The following is a 17,607-nucleotide window of genomic DNA, read 5'->3' as shown; positions in this document are numbered from 1 at the left end:
TATCTCATCAACCGAATTTATTATAGAGCCTAAACATCCTAAAGCGATCCGATATAGATTGTTTTAGGATGTTTTAATTTTGTTTGAATTACTTTAAATGCATGAAAAGTTGTTTTAAATTAGTGTAGGAGCGTGTATAATTCAATATTGGAATACGATTTTATAAGGTTTTGCATAGTATTAACGTGATTTAATGTTGGTTTTAATTAATTGTACACGCTATGCATCACACAAAGTATTGTTCGAATTTTTGAAAGCTGAGTAAGGATGTAGTAAGCTATATAGGTTCATTCAATTGAAGTGCAGTGTAAGAACAAACCGAAACGTTTGGTTTTAGCTTGCAGTTCATTTGAAAAATCAAGTATGCTATTTACATAAGTAAATAATGAGGTGTTCATGTGAAGAAAAACAGTAGAATAATTGCATTCTTGTTACTTGTTGTGTTGCTTTTTGCTGGCATGGCAGCAACTTACAAGAATGTAATTAAAGACGTTCGTTTAGGCTTGGACCTTCAAGGTGGATTTGAGGTACTTTACCAAGTTAATCCATTACAAAAGGGTGATAAGATAGACGATAAGGCTGTTCAAGCCACAGCCAAAACGTTAGAAAACAGAGTCAACGTCTTAGGGGTATCTGAACCTAAGATTACTGTTGAAGATAATAACCGTATTCGAGTACAACTTGCTGGTGTTAAAAACCAAAATGAAGCTCGAGACATTTTATCTTCACAAGCGAATTTAACGATTCGTGACTCAGACGATAACGTAAAATTAACAGGTAAGGATTTAGTTCAAGGTTCTGCAAAACAAGAGTTTAAGCAGAATACCAACCAACCGGCTGTTACTTTCAAATTGAAAGATAGTAAAAAATTCAAGAAAGTCACAGAAGAGATTTCAAAACGTAAAGAAAACGTGATGGTTGTTTGGTTAGACTACGAAAAAGGCGATAGTTACCAAAAAGAAAAAGAGAAAAAAGACCCGAAATATGTTTCAGCAGCGTCAGTTGATCAACCTATCAACTCTGACAGTGTAGAAATTTCTGGTGGATTTAATGGCGAAGAAGGCGTTCAAAAAGCAAAACAAATTGCTGACTTATTGAACTCTGGTTCTTTACCAGTACATCTTAAAGAAATTTACTCTAACTCTGTAGGTGCACAGTTCGGTCAAGATGCATTAGATAAAACAATCTTCGGTTCATTATTAGGTGTCGGAGTCATTTACTTATTTATGGTAGGATTCTACAGATTACCTGGTATTATTGCCGTAATTACATTAACAACATATATCTACTTAACTTTAGTAGCCTTCAACTTCATTCATGGTGTACTTACATTGCCAGGTTTAGCGGCACTGGTACTTGGTGTCGGTATGGCGGTTGATGCGAACATCATCATGTATGAACGGATTAAAGATGAGTTGAGAATCGGACGAACATTGAAACAAGCTTTCCACAAAGCGAATAAGAGTTCCTTTATTACGATTTTAGATGCGAACTTAACAACTGTCTTAGCGGCAGCTGTGTTATTCTTCTTTGGTGAAAGTGCGGTTAAAGGTTTCGCTACGATGTTATTACTCGCAATCTTAATGAGTTTCGTGACAGCAGTATTCTTGACACGTATCTTATTATCATTGTTAGTACAATCAAATTACTTCAAGAAAAGTTTCTGGTTATTTGGTATTAAGAAGAAAGATAGACATGATATCAATGAGGGTATTGATGTGTATCAATTAAAAACACCTTATGATCATTGGAACTTCATGAAACTTGCGAAACCATTATTCTGGTTCAGTGGTATTGTGATTGCTGCTGGTGTAGTGATTCTGTTTATATTCAAATTAAACTTAGGTATCGACTTTACAAGTGGTACACGTGTTGATATGAAAGCAGATCATAAGATTACACAAGAAGATGTTACAAAACAATTAGACAAAGCGCATATGAAGCCTGACCGTATTTCATTATCTGGTAATAACGATAGCGCTTCTGTTCAATTTAAAAATGATTTGAGCAAAGACGAAGTTGCTAAAGTTAAAAATGTGATGAAAAAAGAATTCGGTAATGAACCTACTGTTAACACAGTTTCACCGGTGATTGGTCAAGAAATTGCGAAAAACGCATTACTTTCATTGATTTACGCATCCATCGGTATGATTATATACATTTCATTACGATTCGAATGGCGAATGGGCTTATCATCTATCATCGCATTACTGCATGATGCCTTTATGATTGTAGCGGTATTCAGCTTGTTCAGAATTGAAGTAGATGTAACATTTATCGCAGCGGTTCTAACAATTATCGGTTACTCTATTAACGATACAATCGTTACGTTTGACCGTGTACGTGAGAACTTGCATAAGATCAGGGTGATTACTAAACCAGAACAGATTGACAAAATTGTAAACCGTTCAATCAGACAAACACTGACACGTTCAATCAACACTGTATTAACAGTTGTGATTGTTGTAGTCGCATTATTAATCTTCGGTGCATCAAGTATCTTCAACTTTGCACTTGCATTATTAATTGGTTTAGTTTCTGGTGTATTCTCATCTGTGTTCATCGCTGTACCTTTATGGGGCATGATGAAAAAACAACAACTTAAAAAAGCACCAAATCATAAACTTGTCGTTTATCGAGAAAAACGTAAAAACGAAGATAAAATTCTGGTTTAATAGAACGAGAGTATTAACTCCTGGACTTTTTAGTCTGGGAGTTTTTTTATGAGGTAAAACGCTATGTTTGGTAGAAGTTGCTTTTTATTTTATGAGTTCTTCTGTATAATGACATGTGGAAAAGAGGGAAGTCGTTATATGATTAAAGCTAAGTATAAATGGGATTTACAATCGAATACATCAGAAATCACATCAGATGACGCTAAAGCATTAAAGCTTACACCTATCGTACAAAAAATATTACAAAGCAAAGGTGTAATAGCGTCTTCTGAAATCAAACAATTACTAGAACCATCTCAAATTCAGCATGACCCTTATGCGTTAAGTGATATGAAGAAAACTATTGAACGTATCAATCAAGCACTTGATAAAAAAGAACGTATTTTAGTTTATGGAGATTATGATGCTGATGGGGTAACATCTACATCTATATTAGTCAGTGCATTAAGAGAACTTGGTGCAGAAGTCGGATGGTATATTCCAAATCGATTTACTGAAGGATATGGACCAAATGAAGCAGCCTTTAGAAACGCGGCGGATGAAGGTATCGATTTGATTATTACAGTTGATAACGGTATCCAAGGTCATCATGAAATGCTAGTGGCTAAAGAATTAGACATAGATGTGATAATTACAGATCACCATGAAATTGGTGAAACGTTACCGGAAGCTTATGCGATTGTGCATCCGATGCATCCAGATTTTGACTATCCATTTAAATACTTAAGCGGTGCAGGGGTCGCATTAAAAATTGCTCAAGCATTACTTGATCATCCTGCACCTGAATTTACAGCTTTGGCAGCCATAGGTACAGTTGCTGATTTGGTCTCATTAACAAATGAAAACCGAGCTATTGTACAACAAGGTATAAAAGTGATGAACAATCATCCATCAGTTGCCATCGAAGCGCTGCTAAGTCAAGCAGGGTATAACGACGCGATAAACGAAGAAACGATTGGTTTTATAATAGGACCGCGTTTGAATGCAGTAGGCCGTCTAGATGATGCAAGTTTAGCAGCGGAATTGTTAATGTGTGAAAGTGCGGAAGAAGCGGAATTCTTAGCTGAGCAAGTTGAACATTTTAATCAAGAACGAAAAGATATTGTTCAAGAGATTGCAGACGAAGCACTTGAAATGGCACAAGCGGAAGTAGAAGCTGGAAACCGCTTCTTAATCCTTGCCCAAGAAAATTGGCATGAAGGTGTTCTTGGCATCGTTGCCTCACGAATTGTTGAAACATATGGCTTGCCGACGATCATTCTAAACATTGATACTGCACAAGATTTTGCGAAAGGTTCTGCACGCAGTATTGAACAAGTTTCAATGTATGAGATGCTAGATAAAGAAAGACCATTGATTTCAAAATTCGGTGGGCATCATATGGCAGCGGGAATGACTTTACCAATTGAAAATATAGAAAAGCTTAAAACAGCGTTAAATGCTCATATGGCAGAACTCGCAAAACACGAAGATTTAACACCTAGGAAAAAAGTAGATTTAGTATTAAGCGAATCTGATATTACGGTTAAAAATATTTCAGATATTGAAAAGTTACGACCATTCGGTACAGACTTTACTAGTCCTGTGTTTGAATTAGATGGGATTCAAGTCAAACAATCTAAAGGGATTGGTCAAGAAGGCAAACATTTAAAAATGACGCTAGGTGATTCTAAGTTACAAGCCCTTTATTGGCAAAATGGTGCATATGCACACCAACTAGAACCGAACGAGCCCTTAAATTTAATCGGGACTTTACAAATAAATGAATGGAATGGTAATCAATCACCTCAATTCATGGTACAAGATATGGCTTCAGAACAGCTGCAAATTTTAGACTTCAGAGGCAAAGCACGTCAACATGAGATGCATGATAATGCATCGACTGCAGAAATTATCAATGCACAGGCTGAAAAAGCACATGAACATCAATATTTCTATGGAGATATAATTGAACAAGTTTATGACAGATATATCTTTAAAGAGTTACCATTGGATTTAGAAACCATGGCACAAACGCTAAAGTCAATTCAAGCCAGTCAAATTATTTTAGAGTTGAACCATCGACACTCTATTTATTTTGACGGCATGCCGCAAATGAACCATTTTAAGGCATGCTATAAAGCCTTATTTATGAAAGATGAAATCAACTTAGAACAAGATGGAATGCAGTTATGCAACTATTTAAAAATCAAACCGCCTTTATTGATATTTATGCTCAAAGTCTTTAATGAATTAGATTTTATTGAGAATAATCATGGTATAATTAAAGTGAATAAAAATGTAGATAAAAAGGACATTACTTCTAGTAAGCTTTATCAAGCAAGACTTAAACGGATAGATGTTGAGAAATTCTTGTTATATGATGACTTTTCAAAGGTGAAACTTTGGATTAAAGAACAGCTAGCTAAGTAATTAGGAGGAAATAAATAAATGGATTTAAAACAATATGTTTCAGAAGTACAAGATTGGCCTAAAGAAGGCGTCAATTTCAAAGATATCACAACGATTATGGATAATGGGGAAGCTTATGGTTATGCGACAGATCAAATCGTTGAATTTGCTAGAGAAAAAGAAGTAGATATCGTTGTAGGTCCTGAAGCACGTGGCTTTATCATCGGTTGTCCTGTAGCGTATTCAATGGGAATTGGGTTTGCACCAGTACGTAAAGAAGGCAAACTTCCTAGAGAAGTCATCAAATATGAGTACAACTTGGAATATGGTACTAACGTTTTAACTATGCATAAGGATGCTATTAAACCAGGACAACGCGTCTTAATTACTGATGATTTGCTAGCGACAGGCGGCACGATTGAAGCTACAATCAAACTCGTTGAAGAACTAGGAGGTATTGTAGCTGGTATTGCCTTTATCATCGAATTAAAATATTTACATGGTTATGAAAAGATTAAAGACTACGAAGTATTAAGCTTAATTTCATATGATGAGTAAAATAATGTATCGCTTACTAGTGAAGGGTAAGCGATACATTTATTTATTTGCAAAATTTGTTTTTTGTTTTTAAAATAAAAGTTAATTCTACAAGGTAAGCTTGTAAACGACACTGACAAGATAATTGCGAAAGTTCACACAATACGTCGAAGTATAGTGGTTCAATTATCTGTCAATGTATAGTAGAATAGATATATTATTTAATATAAATGTAAGTTGTGATAAAAGGAACGAGTTGAAAATAGGCTGGTAACCTATATAACTATTGTCGAAATACGAAATATTCAAACAAACTGACAAGCAGTTTATAAAATAAAATGTACTTAAAAAGAAGATGTGGGGGTGTCTAATGTGAATAATGAATATCCATACAGCGCAGATGAAGTCTTATATAAAGCAAAATCCTACTTATCCAAAGAGGAGTATGAACATGTCTTGAAAAGCTATCATATCGCATATGAAGCGCATCAAGGCCAATTCAGAAAAAATGGTTTGCCTTATATTATGCACCCGATTCAAGTAGCTGGTATTTTAACTGAGATGCATCTTGACGGACCGACTATTGTTGCAGGCTTCTTACATGATGTAATTGAGGATACTCCTTACACATTTGATGACGTAAAAGCGATGTTTAACGATGAAGTAGCCATGATTGTTGAAGGGGTTACGAAATTAAAGAAAGTCAAATATCGTTCTAAAGAAGAACAACAAGCTGAGAACCATAGAAAGTTATTTATTGCGATTGCCAAAGATGTACGTGTTATCTTAGTTAAATTAGCAGATAGATTGCATAATATGCGTACTTTGAAAGCGATGCCGAGAGAAAAACAAATCAGAATTTCTAAAGAAACATTAGAGATTTACGCACCGCTTGCACACCGTTTAGGGATTAATACAATCAAATGGGAACTTGAAGATATAGCACTTCGTTATATCGATGGTGTACAGTACTTCCGTATCGTCAATCTCATGAAGAAAAAACGTAGTGAGCGTGAAGCTTATATTGCAAACGCGATAGACAATATACGTGCTGAAATGGATAAAATGCATATTTCAGGTGAGATTAACGGCCGTCCTAAACATATTTACAGTATCTATCGTAAAATGATGAAACAAAAGAAACAATTCGATCAAATCTTTGATTTATTAGCAGTGCGTATTATTGTTGATTCAATTAAAGATTGTTATGCGGTATTAGGTTTAGTACATACTTTATGGAAACCGATGCCTGGCAGATTCAAAGACTATATTGCGATGCCTAAACAAAACATGTATCAATCGTTGCATACCACTGTTGTAGGTCCTAATGGCGATCCTTTAGAAATTCAAATCAGAACACATGAAATGCATGAAATTGCTGAACACGGGGTTGCGGCGCATTGGGCTTATAAAGAAGGCAAGAAAGTCACTGATGATAATTCAAGTTATGCTAAGAAACTATCATGGTTGAAAGACTTGGCAGAAGCGGATAAAACAGCGAATGATGCACAAGAATTTATGGAATCATTGAAGTTCGATTTACAAAGTGATAAAGTATATGCCTTCACACCACAAAGTGATGTGATTGAATTACCTTATGGTGCAGTTCCGATTGACTTCGCCTATGCCGTACACAGTGAAGTCGGCAACAAAATGATCGGTGCAAAGGTCAATGGTAAAATCGAACCGATTGATTACGTATTGCAAACTGGAGATATTGTTGAAATACGAACAAGCAAACATTCCTATGGACCAAGCAGAGACTGGTTGAAAATTGTTCGTTCTTCCAGTGCAAAAAGCAAAATTAAAAGCTTCTTCAAAAAACAAGACCGTTCTTCAAACATTGAAAAAGGTAAGTTTATGGTAGAAGCGGAAATTAAGGAACAAGGCTTTAAAGTTGATGAAGTGTTGACAGAAGCGAATATAGATATCGTCAATCAAAAATATAATTTCTCAAATGAAGATGATTTATTTGCGGCAGTAGGTTTTGGCGGTGTGACATCATCACAAATCGTTAACAAGTTAACGGAAAAACAACGTATTCTTGACAAGCAACGTGCATTGAATGAAGCGCAAGAAGTCACAAAATCTGTACCGATTAAAGACAATATCACCACAGACAGCGGTGTTTATGTTGAAGGTATTGAAAACGTATTGATCAAATTATCTAAATGCTGTAATCCGATTCCAGGTGACGATATTGTAGGTTATATTACTAAAGGCCATGGTATTAAAGTACACCGTACAGATTGTCCGAATATCCGAAATGAAAAAGAACGTTTGATCAGCGTAGAGTGGGTGAAATCTAAAGACTCTACACAACGTTATCAAGTTGATTTAGAAGTCACTGCCTATGACCGCAACGGATTACTTAATGAAGTACTGCAAGCGGTTAACGCAACTGACAGTAATTTAGTTAAAGTATCAGGTAAATCTGATGTTGAAAAAAATGCTATTATTAATTTAAGTGTGATGGTTAAAAACGTCAACGAAGTATTTAAAGTCGTAGAACGTATTAAACAACTAGGAGACGTCTATACAGTAACAAGAGTTTGGAACTAACTGAGGTGTATATATATGAGAGTAGTAGTACAACGTGTCAAACAAGCATCTGTAACAAATGAAACGTTAAATAATCAAATTGGAAAAGGTTTATGTTTGTTAGTTGGTGTCGGTAAAGATTCGACTGAAGCAGATGTGCAAGCAGTGGCAAAAAAGATAGCCAATGCAAGAATCTTTGAAGATGAAGAAGGAAAAATGAATTTGAATGTTCAGCAAATCGGGGGTGAGATATTATCTATATCTCAATTCACGTTATATGCTGATGTTAAAAAAGGCAATAGACCTGGCTTTTCGAATTCTAAATCTCCAGATGAAGCAAATCGCTTATATGAAGCGTTGAACGATGCATTACGTACTTATGACTTAGAAGTTAAGACAGGTGAATTCGGTACTGATATGTTAGTGGATATCGCAAATGACGGTCCTGTGACTATTATTTATGAAAGTCAGGACGGCAAAGTGATATGAACCGAATAGAACGGTGGTTTAAAAAGCATAGACTTAAACCGATTCCCGTACTCATTGCTGCACTCTTAATTATTATTGTTGTATTTACGATAATTCTCGTTGCCAATTATCAAGATAAACATGATGATAGTGTAACAATGAAAGAAGATGCAGAATTAAGAACGGGTCCTAACGCCGTCTATCCTGAGATTTTTCCTGCCGAAAAAGGTGAAACATTCCATAAACTTGATAAAAAAGGTAAATGGGTTTATGTTGAAACGAGTAATGGCAAGCAAAAAGGATGGGTGGCTGGATGGCATACGGATTTAGATATTCCGCCAGATAATGATCCGAATGCTAAGCCGTTAAAAGGCAAAGTGATTGTACTGGATCCTGGTCATGGCGGTGGTGACCAGGGAGCAGCCAGTGGCACTAAGTATAAATCTTTAGAAAAAGTTTATACTTTAAAAACTGGATTGGAGTTAAAAAAGAAACTTGAGCAAGAAGGCGCAACTGTTAAAATGACGCGTGACAATGATAATTACGTCAAACTGAAAGATAGAAATCTTAAAGGTGATGCGTTTATCAGCTTACATAATGACGCTTTGGAGTCTCCTGAAGCAAATGGCGCAACAGTATATTGGTACAAGAAAAAACAAGAAGATTTAGCACAAGTTTTAAGTATGAGTATACAGAAAAAAGGTTTGCTGTCACCAAAAGGTGCAAGACAGGAAAATTATCAAGTATTGCGTCAATCTAAAATACCAGCTGTGTTAATTGAGCTAGGATATATCAGTAATCCAACAGATGAGATGATGATACGAGATAAATTGCATCGCCAAATATTAGAACAGTCTATTGTTGATGGTTTACGTATGTATTTTTCAGCTTAAATAGTTGCAATCAATGCTTAAAATCGTTATGATAGTATCTGAATAAAATAATTAAAACCGTTACGATTCTTGAATAGACATTACGAAATGATACAAGAGAAATAATCCTAGGCTGAAAGATTATTCAGAGTAATTTTGTCATTATTGAACACAAGAAGAGGTGAAGGTAAATAGTTTCTGTTTATCTTCCGTACAACATACGTTAAATGTTTAAAGTGGAACTGTGCTATACAGTTCAATTAGGGTGGCAACACGGAAAATTCGTCCCTTGTGTGATAGTGATATCATACAAGGGGCTTTTTTATTTCTAAAAGGAAGTGACGATATGATTAAAATCCCACGTGGTACACAAGATATTCTGCCTGATCAAAGCAGAAAATGGAGATATATTGAAACAAAATTAGATGAATTAATGGAACTGTATAATTATAAAGAAATTCGTACACCTATTTTTGAAAGTACTGACTTATTCGCAAGAGGTGTTGGCGATTCAACAGATGTTGTACAAAAAGAAATGTATACATTCAAAGATAAAGGTGATCGCAGTATTACATTAAGACCTGAAGGTACTGCAGCAGTAGTTCGTTCATACATTGAAAATAAAATGCAAGGTGATCCGAACCAACCGATTAAACTTTACTATAATGGTCCGATGTTCAGATATGAACGTAAACAAAAAGGGCGTTATCGTCAATTTAATCAATTCGGTGTAGAAGCAATCGGTGCCGAAGATCCAAGTATTGATGCTGAAGTTTTAGCAATGGTAATGCATATCTATGAATCATTCGGCTTAAAACACTTGAAACTTGTGATTAATAGTGTGGGTGACTTTGATTCTCGTAAGGAATATAACGAAGCGTTAATTAAGCACTTTGAACCTGTCATTGATACGTTCTGTAGTGACTGCCAATCTCGCTTGTATACGAATCCAATGCGTATTTTGGATTGTAAAGTGGATAGAGATAAAGAAGCGGTTAAAACTATACCACGCATCACAGAATATTTAAACGAAGAATCAAAAGCTTATTTTAAACAAGTTAAAAGTTATTTAGATGAATTAGGTATTCCTTATGTGGAAGATCCAAACTTAGTTCGTGGTCTGGATTATTATACACACACTGCTTTTGAATTAATGATTGACAGTCCAGATTATGATGGTGCCATCACAACACTATGCGGCGGCGGACGTTACAATGGTTTATTAGAATTACTAGATGGACCAAAACAAACAGGTATTGGTTTCGCATTAAGTATTGAACGTTTACTACTTGCGTTAGAAGAAGAAGGTATCGAAATCGAAGATGAAGATCATTTAGATTTATTTATTGTAACGATGGGTGAAAAAGCGGACCGTTACGCAGTTAAATTATTAAATGATTTACGCCATCACGGTATTAAAGCAGATAAAGATTACTTGAAACGTAAAATTAAAGGTCAAATGAAGCAAGCGAACCGTGTAGGAGCTGAATATACGATTGTAATCGGCGACCAAGAACTTGAAGATGGAAATATCAATATCAAACATATGGAGAGCGGAGAATCAGAAGCGATTCAACTCACGGATTTAGTTTCATATTTTGAAGAGAAGAAAGCGAAATAAGAGGAGAGAGTAATTATGAGTAAAAGAACAACTTATTGTGGTCTTGTAACGGAAGACCTTTTAGGACAACACGTCACTTTAAAAGGATGGGTACACAATCGTCGTGACTTAGGTGGATTAATCTTTGTTGATTTACGTGACCGTGAAGGCTATGTACAAATCGTCTTCAACCCAGACTTTTCTAAAGAGGCATTAGAAGTTGCGGAATCTATCCGTTCTGAATACGTGATTGAAGTTGAAGGTACAGTAACAAAACGTGATCCTGAAACTGTAAACCCTAAAATTAAAACAGGTAATGTTGAAGTACAAGTTGATAAAATCAATATCATCAACAAAGCACAAACTCCGCCATTTTCAATAAATGATGATTCACAACAAGTGGATGAAAATATCCGTTTAAAATATCGTTATTTAGATTTAAGAAGACAAGAACTTGCGCAAACAATTAAAATGCGTCACCACATTACACGCGCAATTCATGAATATTTAGATAAAGAAGGTTTCTTAGATATCGAAACACCTTTCTTAACTAAATCAACACCAGAAGGTGCACGTGACTATTTAGTACCATCTCGTGTGCATGAAGGTAAATTCTATGCGCTACCGCAATCACCACAATTGTTCAAACAATTATTGATGATCAGCGGCTTCGATAAATATTACCAAATCGTAAAATGTTTCCGTGACGAAGACTTACGTGCAGACAGACAACCTGAATTCACGCAAGTCGATATTGAAATGAGTTTCGTAGACCAAGAAGATGTTATGGAACTTGGTGAAGACATGCTGAAAAGTGTTGTAAAAGATGTTAAAGGTGTTGAATTGACTGAACAATTCCCACGTATGACATACGCAGAAGCTATGTCACGTTATGGTTCTGATAAACCAGATACACGTTTTGACATGGAGTTATTGGATGTTTCAAAACTAGGAGAAACAATGGACTTCAAAGTCTTTAAAGATACAGTAGAAAAAGGCGGAGAAGTAAAAGCATTAGTTGCGAAAGGTGCTTCAGACAAATATACACGTAAAGATATTGATAAATTAACTGAGTTTGTGAATATCTATGGCGCAAAAGGATTAGCTTGGGTCAAAGTTGTTGAAGATGGCTTAAGCGGACCAATCGCAAGATTCTTTGAAGATGAAAATGTTGAAACATTAAAATCTTTAACAGATGCAGAAGCAGGAGATTTAGTATTATTTGTTGCAGATAAACCAAGTGTTGTCGCACAAAGTTTAGGTGCATTACGTGTAAAATTAGCGCATGAGTTAGGCTTAATTGATGAAGATAAATTAAACTTCTTATGGGTAACAGATTGGCCGTTACTTGAATATGATGAAGATGAAAAACGCTATGTAGCAGCGCACCATCCTTTCACATCACCTAAAGATGAAGATTTAGACAAATTAGATTCTGAACCAGAAAAAGCACAAGCGAAAGCGTACGATATCGTATTAAACGGTTATGAATTAGGCGGCGGTTCAATCAGAATCCACAATGGTGATATTCAAGAAAAAATGTTTGAAGTCTTAGGCTTTACAAAAGAAGAAGCACAAGATCAATTCGGCTTCTTACTTGATGCATTCAAATATGGTGCACCACCACATGGCGGTATCGCATTAGGTCTTGACCGCTTCGTCATGTTATTAACAGGACGTACAAACTTACGTGATACAATCGCATTCCCTAAAACTGCGTCAGCTGTATCATTAATGACACAAGCACCAAGTGAAGTTTCTAATAAACAATTAGAAGAATTAGCATTGCGTATTCGTCATTAATAGAAAAATTACACTTTGAGAGTGTTTGTATTTGCAATTACCATTTTATGTGGTAATATCTAAGTATAAGATAGTCGTCTGAAATACTCGTAGTTTGCTGTATGTATTTTGACCTAACACTCTTTGATCAGGGAGCCCAATAGGTTTTCTTGCAGCGCACACGCCTCTTAAGGAGGACTTGCAAAACAAGAAACAGGGCACCCACCTGTAATTAGCAGGCCAAAATGATCAAGCTCTAATAACTACGGTACAACGGATTCTATCGTACGTAGGACTTCGGTCCTGCGTATTTTTTTTATTTTCTTTTCAAAGTTTGGCTTTTTTCACGAAATAATATTATCTAAATTTGTTATAATGGTATATGGTAGTAAAGTTAGATTAAAGGAGTATAGATTTGATGAAACATCAATTTTCACGTAATGAATTGGCATACGGTAAAGAGGGACTTGATTTATTAAAACAACAAACAGTTGCAGTACTTGGCGTTGGGGGCGTTGGGTCTTTTGCAGCAGAAGCTTTAGCTAGAACAAATATCGGTCATATCATTTTAATTGATAAAGATGATGTGGACATTACTAATGTGAACCGTCAATTACACGCACTTACAACGACTATCGGTCAAAGTAAAGTGACATTGATGGAAGAACGTATTAAATTAATCAATCCAGATTGTAAAGTAACTTCTTTACATATGTTCTATACCGAAGAAACGTATGAACAACTGTTCAATGATTATGATATTGATTACATTATTGATGCGAGCGACACAATTATTTATAAAGTGCATTTGATGAAAGAATGTTTGAAACGCGGCATTAAAATCATTTCTAGTATGGGTGCTGCAAATAAAACAGATCCAACACGTTTCCAAATTGCCGATATTTCTAAAACGAATACAGATCCTATCGCAAAAATAATTAGACAAAAATTGAAAAAAGAAGGTATTAAAAAAGGGATTCCAGTTGTTTTTTCAGATGAAAGTCCAATCGTCATCAGAGAAGATGTTAAAGAAACAGTCGGCGATAAAAATGCGGCAACGCGTAAAGGTCAAATGCCACCATCTTCAAATGCATTTGTGCCAAGTGTAGTAGGCTTAATTTGTGCAAGTTATGTCATCAACGATGTCTTAAAAGATATACCTGTGACTAGAATTAAAGATAAAAACCAAAAATAAAAAGGCTGATGTAGAATCGTAGACTGACTACGATTCTTCTATCAACCTTAATTAACGCTTGTTTTGCTGCTTAGTAATATTGTCATAGATTTGTTTAAGTTGCTGTTCGGTTTTAGATGTTGTTTTAGGATGGTAATAATGTCTGTTTTTAAGTTTATCCGGCAGATATTGCTGTGGTATAAAGCCATTCTCAGAATCATGCGGATATTGATAACCAATTGCATGACCTAATTCTTTAGCGCCTTTATAATGACCATCTTTAAGATGATTAGGCACTTGGCCGACATGACCTTTTCTAATATCAGATAAAGCAGCGTCAATGGCTTTGATACCTGAATTTGATTTAGGTGATAAGCATAATTCAATAACTGCTTGACTGAGCGGAATGCGTGCTTCTGGAAATCCTAAACGTTCTGCAGATTCAATGGCAGCGAGTGTACGTTGCCCGGCACCAGGGGATGCTAAACCGATATCTTCATAGCTGATCACTAGTAATCTTCTCGCGATGGTTGGGAGATCTCCTGCTTCAATCAGTCGTGCAAGATAATGTAATGCGGCATCAGTATCACTGCCTCGAATTGATTTTTGGAAAGCACTCATGACATCATAGTGCATGTCACCATCTTTATCACTGACAAAGCTGCCTTTTTGCATACAATCTTTGGCATCTTCTAAAGAAACGTGAATTTTGTCATTCTCATCAGGTTTAGCACTTAGTACTGATAGTTCTAAGGCGTTTAAAGCACTGCGCACATCACCGTGACTTTGAGTGGAGAAGTATTGCATTGCATCATGATCAACTGTTGCATGATAGGAAGCAAGACCGCGTTCTTCATCAGCTAAAGCGCGTTCTAATGCTACAGCAACATCTTCTTCTGTCAGAGGATAGAGTTCAAATATCTGTGCTCGTGAACGAATAGCAGGATTAATCGCATGGTACGGATTGGACGTTGTCGCACCAATAAGTACTATTTTTCCGTTCTCTAAGTGAGGTAACAGGAAATCTTGTTTAGCTTTATCTAAACGATGGATTTCATCAAGCAGTAAAATGACTTGACCAGACATTTTCGCTTCTTCAACCACCATTTGCATGTCTTTTTTGGTATTTGTCACAGCGTTTAATTGTCTGAACTTAAACTGTGTAGAACCTGCGATGGCTTTCGCAATACTGGTTTTTCCAATACCAGGAGGTCCATAAAAAATCATTGAAGTCAGTCGTTTGGATTCAACCATTCTTCTAATGATACCTTTTGGACCAACTAAGTGTTGTTGTGATATGATTTCATCTAGGTTTTGCGGACGCATTCTAGATGCTAAAGGTTCGTTAGTCAAGATAGAGTCACACCTTTCTATTACTATATTAACGTAAAAAATGCTAGAATTGAATAAAATAAAATCGGATTAAGCGAGGTAATAAAATGAAAATTTCAACAAAAGGGAGATATGGCTTAACCTTAATGATTTCTCTTGCTAAGAGGGAAGGTCAAGGTTGCGTATCGTTAAAAACTATTGCAGAAGAAAATAAATTAAGTGATCTATACCTAGAACAATTAGTAGGACCTTTAAGAAATGCCGGATTGATTCGTAGTGTACGCGGTGCTAAAGGTGGATACCAACTCCGTGTCCCAGCTGATGAAATTAAAGCCGGAGATATTATTCGCCTGCTTGAAGGTCCGATTTCATTCGTTGAAAGTATAGATTCAGAGCCGCCAGCACAACAAGAACTTTGGTTGCGCATGAGAGACGCAGTCAGAGAAGTATTAGATGGCACAACGTTAAAATATTTAGCAGACTTTAACGATACTGATAAACGCGATAATTACATGTTCTATATTTAATAAGTATTGCAGTTCAACTACTGGTTGTTGGACTGCATTTTTTAATGCGTAATATGGATATGTTTATTCAAATTCACATGTGGTATTCATATAATATAACTAGATTTGAAATAATTGGAGGAATCGATTATGGCAAATAAAGGTGAAGACAAATTAGAACAAGCAAAAGGCAACGTTAAAGAAACAGTAGGTAATGCTACTGATAATAAAAAATTAGAAAATGAAGGTAAAGCAGATAAAGCTTCAGGTAAAGTTGATGAAAAAATCAATGATGCTGCAGACAAAGCAAAAGATGCAGCTGGCAAATTAAAAGATAAATTCAATAAAGATAAATAATTATCAATCAACAAATAGAAATAACGGGCAGAATCTTAAATGGTTCTGCCCGTTATTTGTGTTTTAACCAAAATACTAATCAACGTATATATATTTATGGCTCTATAATAAATTCGGTTGATGAGATAACCTAACGGTTATTTCTCAATCGAATTTTTTTGCATAAAAAGGGCGCAACCCCCTATCATTAAGTTACCACACAAAAAGAAAGAGGTATTGCGCTTATGTCCAATTGTATAGCAAAAGTCATTGATTATAAAGGGGAAAACATTGTTTTTGAAGAAGAGCCAGATGTAATATATATAAACTTAGTAAGGACACTAATTTTTAAAGGAACACTTACATATACGCCTGACTGTTGTGAAAACTGCGGAGCAGTTAATCAAAATAACTTAATCGTTAAAAACGGTAAACGCAAAACAATGATCAAATTATTAAAAACACAAGGAACACCTAGTTATTTAGAATTAAAAAAGCAAAGATTCTTTTGTCGTGGATGTCGTCGTTCATTTGTATCAAAAACTTCTTTTGTCAAAAAGCATTATAACTTCTGTAATAACTTAATACTTCATCTCCTTTATCAAAGCGGAGAAAATAGATCATGTAAAAGTATCGGATTAGATAATAACGTCAGTGCTACATCAGTGATACGTTATATTAATAAAATAGCCGAAAGTGTAAAACTAGGACCTTTTAATAAACTACCTCAACATATCATGGTAGATGAATTTAAAAGTGTAAAAAATGTCGTAGGCAAAATGAGCTTTATATATTGTGACGGTGACACGCACGAAATTATAGATATTCTTCCTGACCGAAGACAAAAAGCTTTGTTTGATTACTTTATGAGGTTCGAAAAAACTGTGCGAGAAAACATTAAATCCGTAACGATGGATATGTATAGTCCTTATATTTCTTTATTCAAGCAGCTATTTCCAAACGCAGAAATCATTCTAGATCGTTTCCATCTCGTTCAAGCCTTGAACCGTGAATTAAACAAATGTCGTGTTAAGTGGATGAATCACTTCAAAAATACTCAACCGCGCTTATATAATAAACTCAAACATTTTTGGAGGATTATTCTCAAACCTTCAGAATGTTTAAACAGTGTAGAATATCATTATCAAAGATTATTCAAAGGGTTAGAATCAGAGCAATCAATCGTAAATTATATACTGGATCAAGTTCCAGAATTAAAAGATATGTATGTCAGAGTCAATACAATCCGTGCGTTGATTAAGCATAATAAAGCAAAGTTATTAACTGAGGAAATTAAGAGATGTTTGGATGAACCGAATTTGAATATAGGCTTAAGAAGAGTACTTAAAAGTTTTAAAGCTTTCCTTCCGGAAATTCAAAACACATTAAAACA

Annotated in this window: 13 protein-coding genes and 1 other RNA gene; 13 read left to right on the top strand and 1 reads right to left on the bottom strand. The window is 35.4% G+C overall.

Annotated features, from left to right (window positions below; all coding sequences use genetic code 11):
- Positions 1 to 398: 398 nt before the first annotated feature.
- From secDF to HMPREF3270_RS10530, 10 genes are all read left to right on the top strand, one after another.
- Positions 399 to 2,675 (top strand): protein translocase subunit SecDF, encoded by a 2,277-nt coding sequence (gene secDF / locus HMPREF3270_RS10575; protein WP_002481120.1) that lies wholly within the window; start codon positions 399 to 401, stop codon positions 2,673 to 2,675.
- A 138-nt stretch (positions 2,676 to 2,813) separates the two neighbouring features.
- Positions 2,814 to 5,087, top strand: a complete 2,274-nt coding sequence (gene recJ, locus HMPREF3270_RS10570; RefSeq protein ID WP_070848825.1) for a single-stranded-DNA-specific exonuclease RecJ — start codon at positions 2,814 to 2,816, stop codon at positions 5,085 to 5,087.
- Between the two features lie 18 nt (positions 5,088 to 5,105).
- The gene (locus HMPREF3270_RS10565; RefSeq protein ID WP_023016066.1) at positions 5,106 to 5,624 is read left to right on the top strand and encodes an adenine phosphoribosyltransferase; all 519 of its coding nucleotides are present in this window, start codon (positions 5,106 to 5,108) and stop codon (positions 5,622 to 5,624) included.
- A 351-nt stretch (positions 5,625 to 5,975) separates the two neighbouring features.
- Positions 5,976 to 8,165: a RelA/SpoT family protein gene (locus tag HMPREF3270_RS10560; protein WP_002481117.1), complete on the top strand. Its 2,190-nt coding sequence runs from the start codon at positions 5,976 to 5,978 to the stop codon at positions 8,163 to 8,165.
- A gap of 15 nt (positions 8,166 to 8,180) precedes the next feature.
- Positions 8,181 to 8,633 carry a D-aminoacyl-tRNA deacylase gene (dtd, locus tag HMPREF3270_RS10555; RefSeq protein WP_070848827.1) on the top strand — a complete coding sequence of 151 codons (453 nt, stop codon included), beginning with the start codon at positions 8,181 to 8,183 and terminating at the stop codon, positions 8,631 to 8,633.
- Positions 8,630 to 9,505 (top strand): N-acetylmuramoyl-L-alanine amidase family protein, encoded by an 876-nt coding sequence (locus tag HMPREF3270_RS10550; protein WP_070848829.1) that lies wholly within the window; start codon positions 8,630 to 8,632, stop codon positions 9,503 to 9,505. The genes dtd and HMPREF3270_RS10550 overlap by 4 nt, the downstream gene beginning before the upstream one ends.
- Positions 9,506 to 9,830: 325 nt before the next feature.
- Positions 9,831 to 11,105 carry a histidine--tRNA ligase gene (hisS, locus tag HMPREF3270_RS10545; RefSeq protein WP_070848831.1) on the top strand — a complete coding sequence of 425 codons (1,275 nt, stop codon included), beginning with the start codon at positions 9,831 to 9,833 and terminating at the stop codon, positions 11,103 to 11,105.
- Positions 11,106 to 11,120: 15 nt separating this feature from the next.
- On the top strand, positions 11,121 to 12,887 hold the full coding sequence (aspS, locus tag HMPREF3270_RS10540) for an aspartate--tRNA ligase (RefSeq protein WP_057510442.1): 1,767 nt from the start codon (positions 11,121 to 11,123) through the stop codon (positions 12,885 to 12,887).
- A 72-nt stretch (positions 12,888 to 12,959) separates the two neighbouring features.
- A non-coding RNA gene (gene ssrS, locus HMPREF3270_RS10535) (6S RNA) lies at positions 12,960 to 13,150 on the top strand.
- 134 nt (positions 13,151 to 13,284) lie between these two features.
- Entirely contained in the window at positions 13,285 to 14,061 is a 777-nt protein-coding gene (locus tag HMPREF3270_RS10530; protein ID WP_023016063.1) for a tRNA threonylcarbamoyladenosine dehydratase, read from the top strand.
- 51 nt (positions 14,062 to 14,112) lie between these two features.
- On the opposite strand, the gene HMPREF3270_RS10525 is transcribed toward HMPREF3270_RS10530, so the two are convergent.
- Complete coding sequence (locus HMPREF3270_RS10525) at positions 14,113 to 15,393, bottom strand: replication-associated recombination protein A (protein ID WP_060804777.1); 1,281 nt, start codon at positions 15,391 to 15,393, stop codon at positions 14,113 to 14,115.
- 86 nt (positions 15,394 to 15,479) lie between these two features.
- Between HMPREF3270_RS10525 and cymR the strand changes: the two genes are divergently transcribed.
- The 3 genes from cymR to HMPREF3270_RS10510 all read left to right on the top strand — a co-directional run.
- A complete protein-coding gene (cymR, locus tag HMPREF3270_RS10520; protein ID WP_002481110.1) occupies positions 15,480 to 15,899 on the top strand; it encodes a cysteine metabolism transcriptional regulator CymR in 420 nt (139 codons plus the stop codon).
- A gap of 129 nt (positions 15,900 to 16,028) precedes the next feature.
- Positions 16,029 to 16,235 (top strand): CsbD family protein, encoded by a 207-nt coding sequence (locus HMPREF3270_RS10515; protein ID WP_002481109.1) that lies wholly within the window; start codon positions 16,029 to 16,031, stop codon positions 16,233 to 16,235.
- 224 nt (positions 16,236 to 16,459) lie between these two features.
- Positions 16,460 to 17,607: ISL3 family transposase (locus tag HMPREF3270_RS10510; RefSeq protein WP_070867255.1), on the top strand; the 1,148-nt coding region annotated here is incomplete at its 3' end.

The organism is Staphylococcus sp. HMSC65H10 (assembly GCF_001839185.1).
Classification (GTDB): Bacteria; Bacillota; Bacilli; order Staphylococcales; family Staphylococcaceae; genus Staphylococcus; species Staphylococcus simulans.
This window is presented reverse-complemented; position numbering and strand designations above follow the sequence as displayed.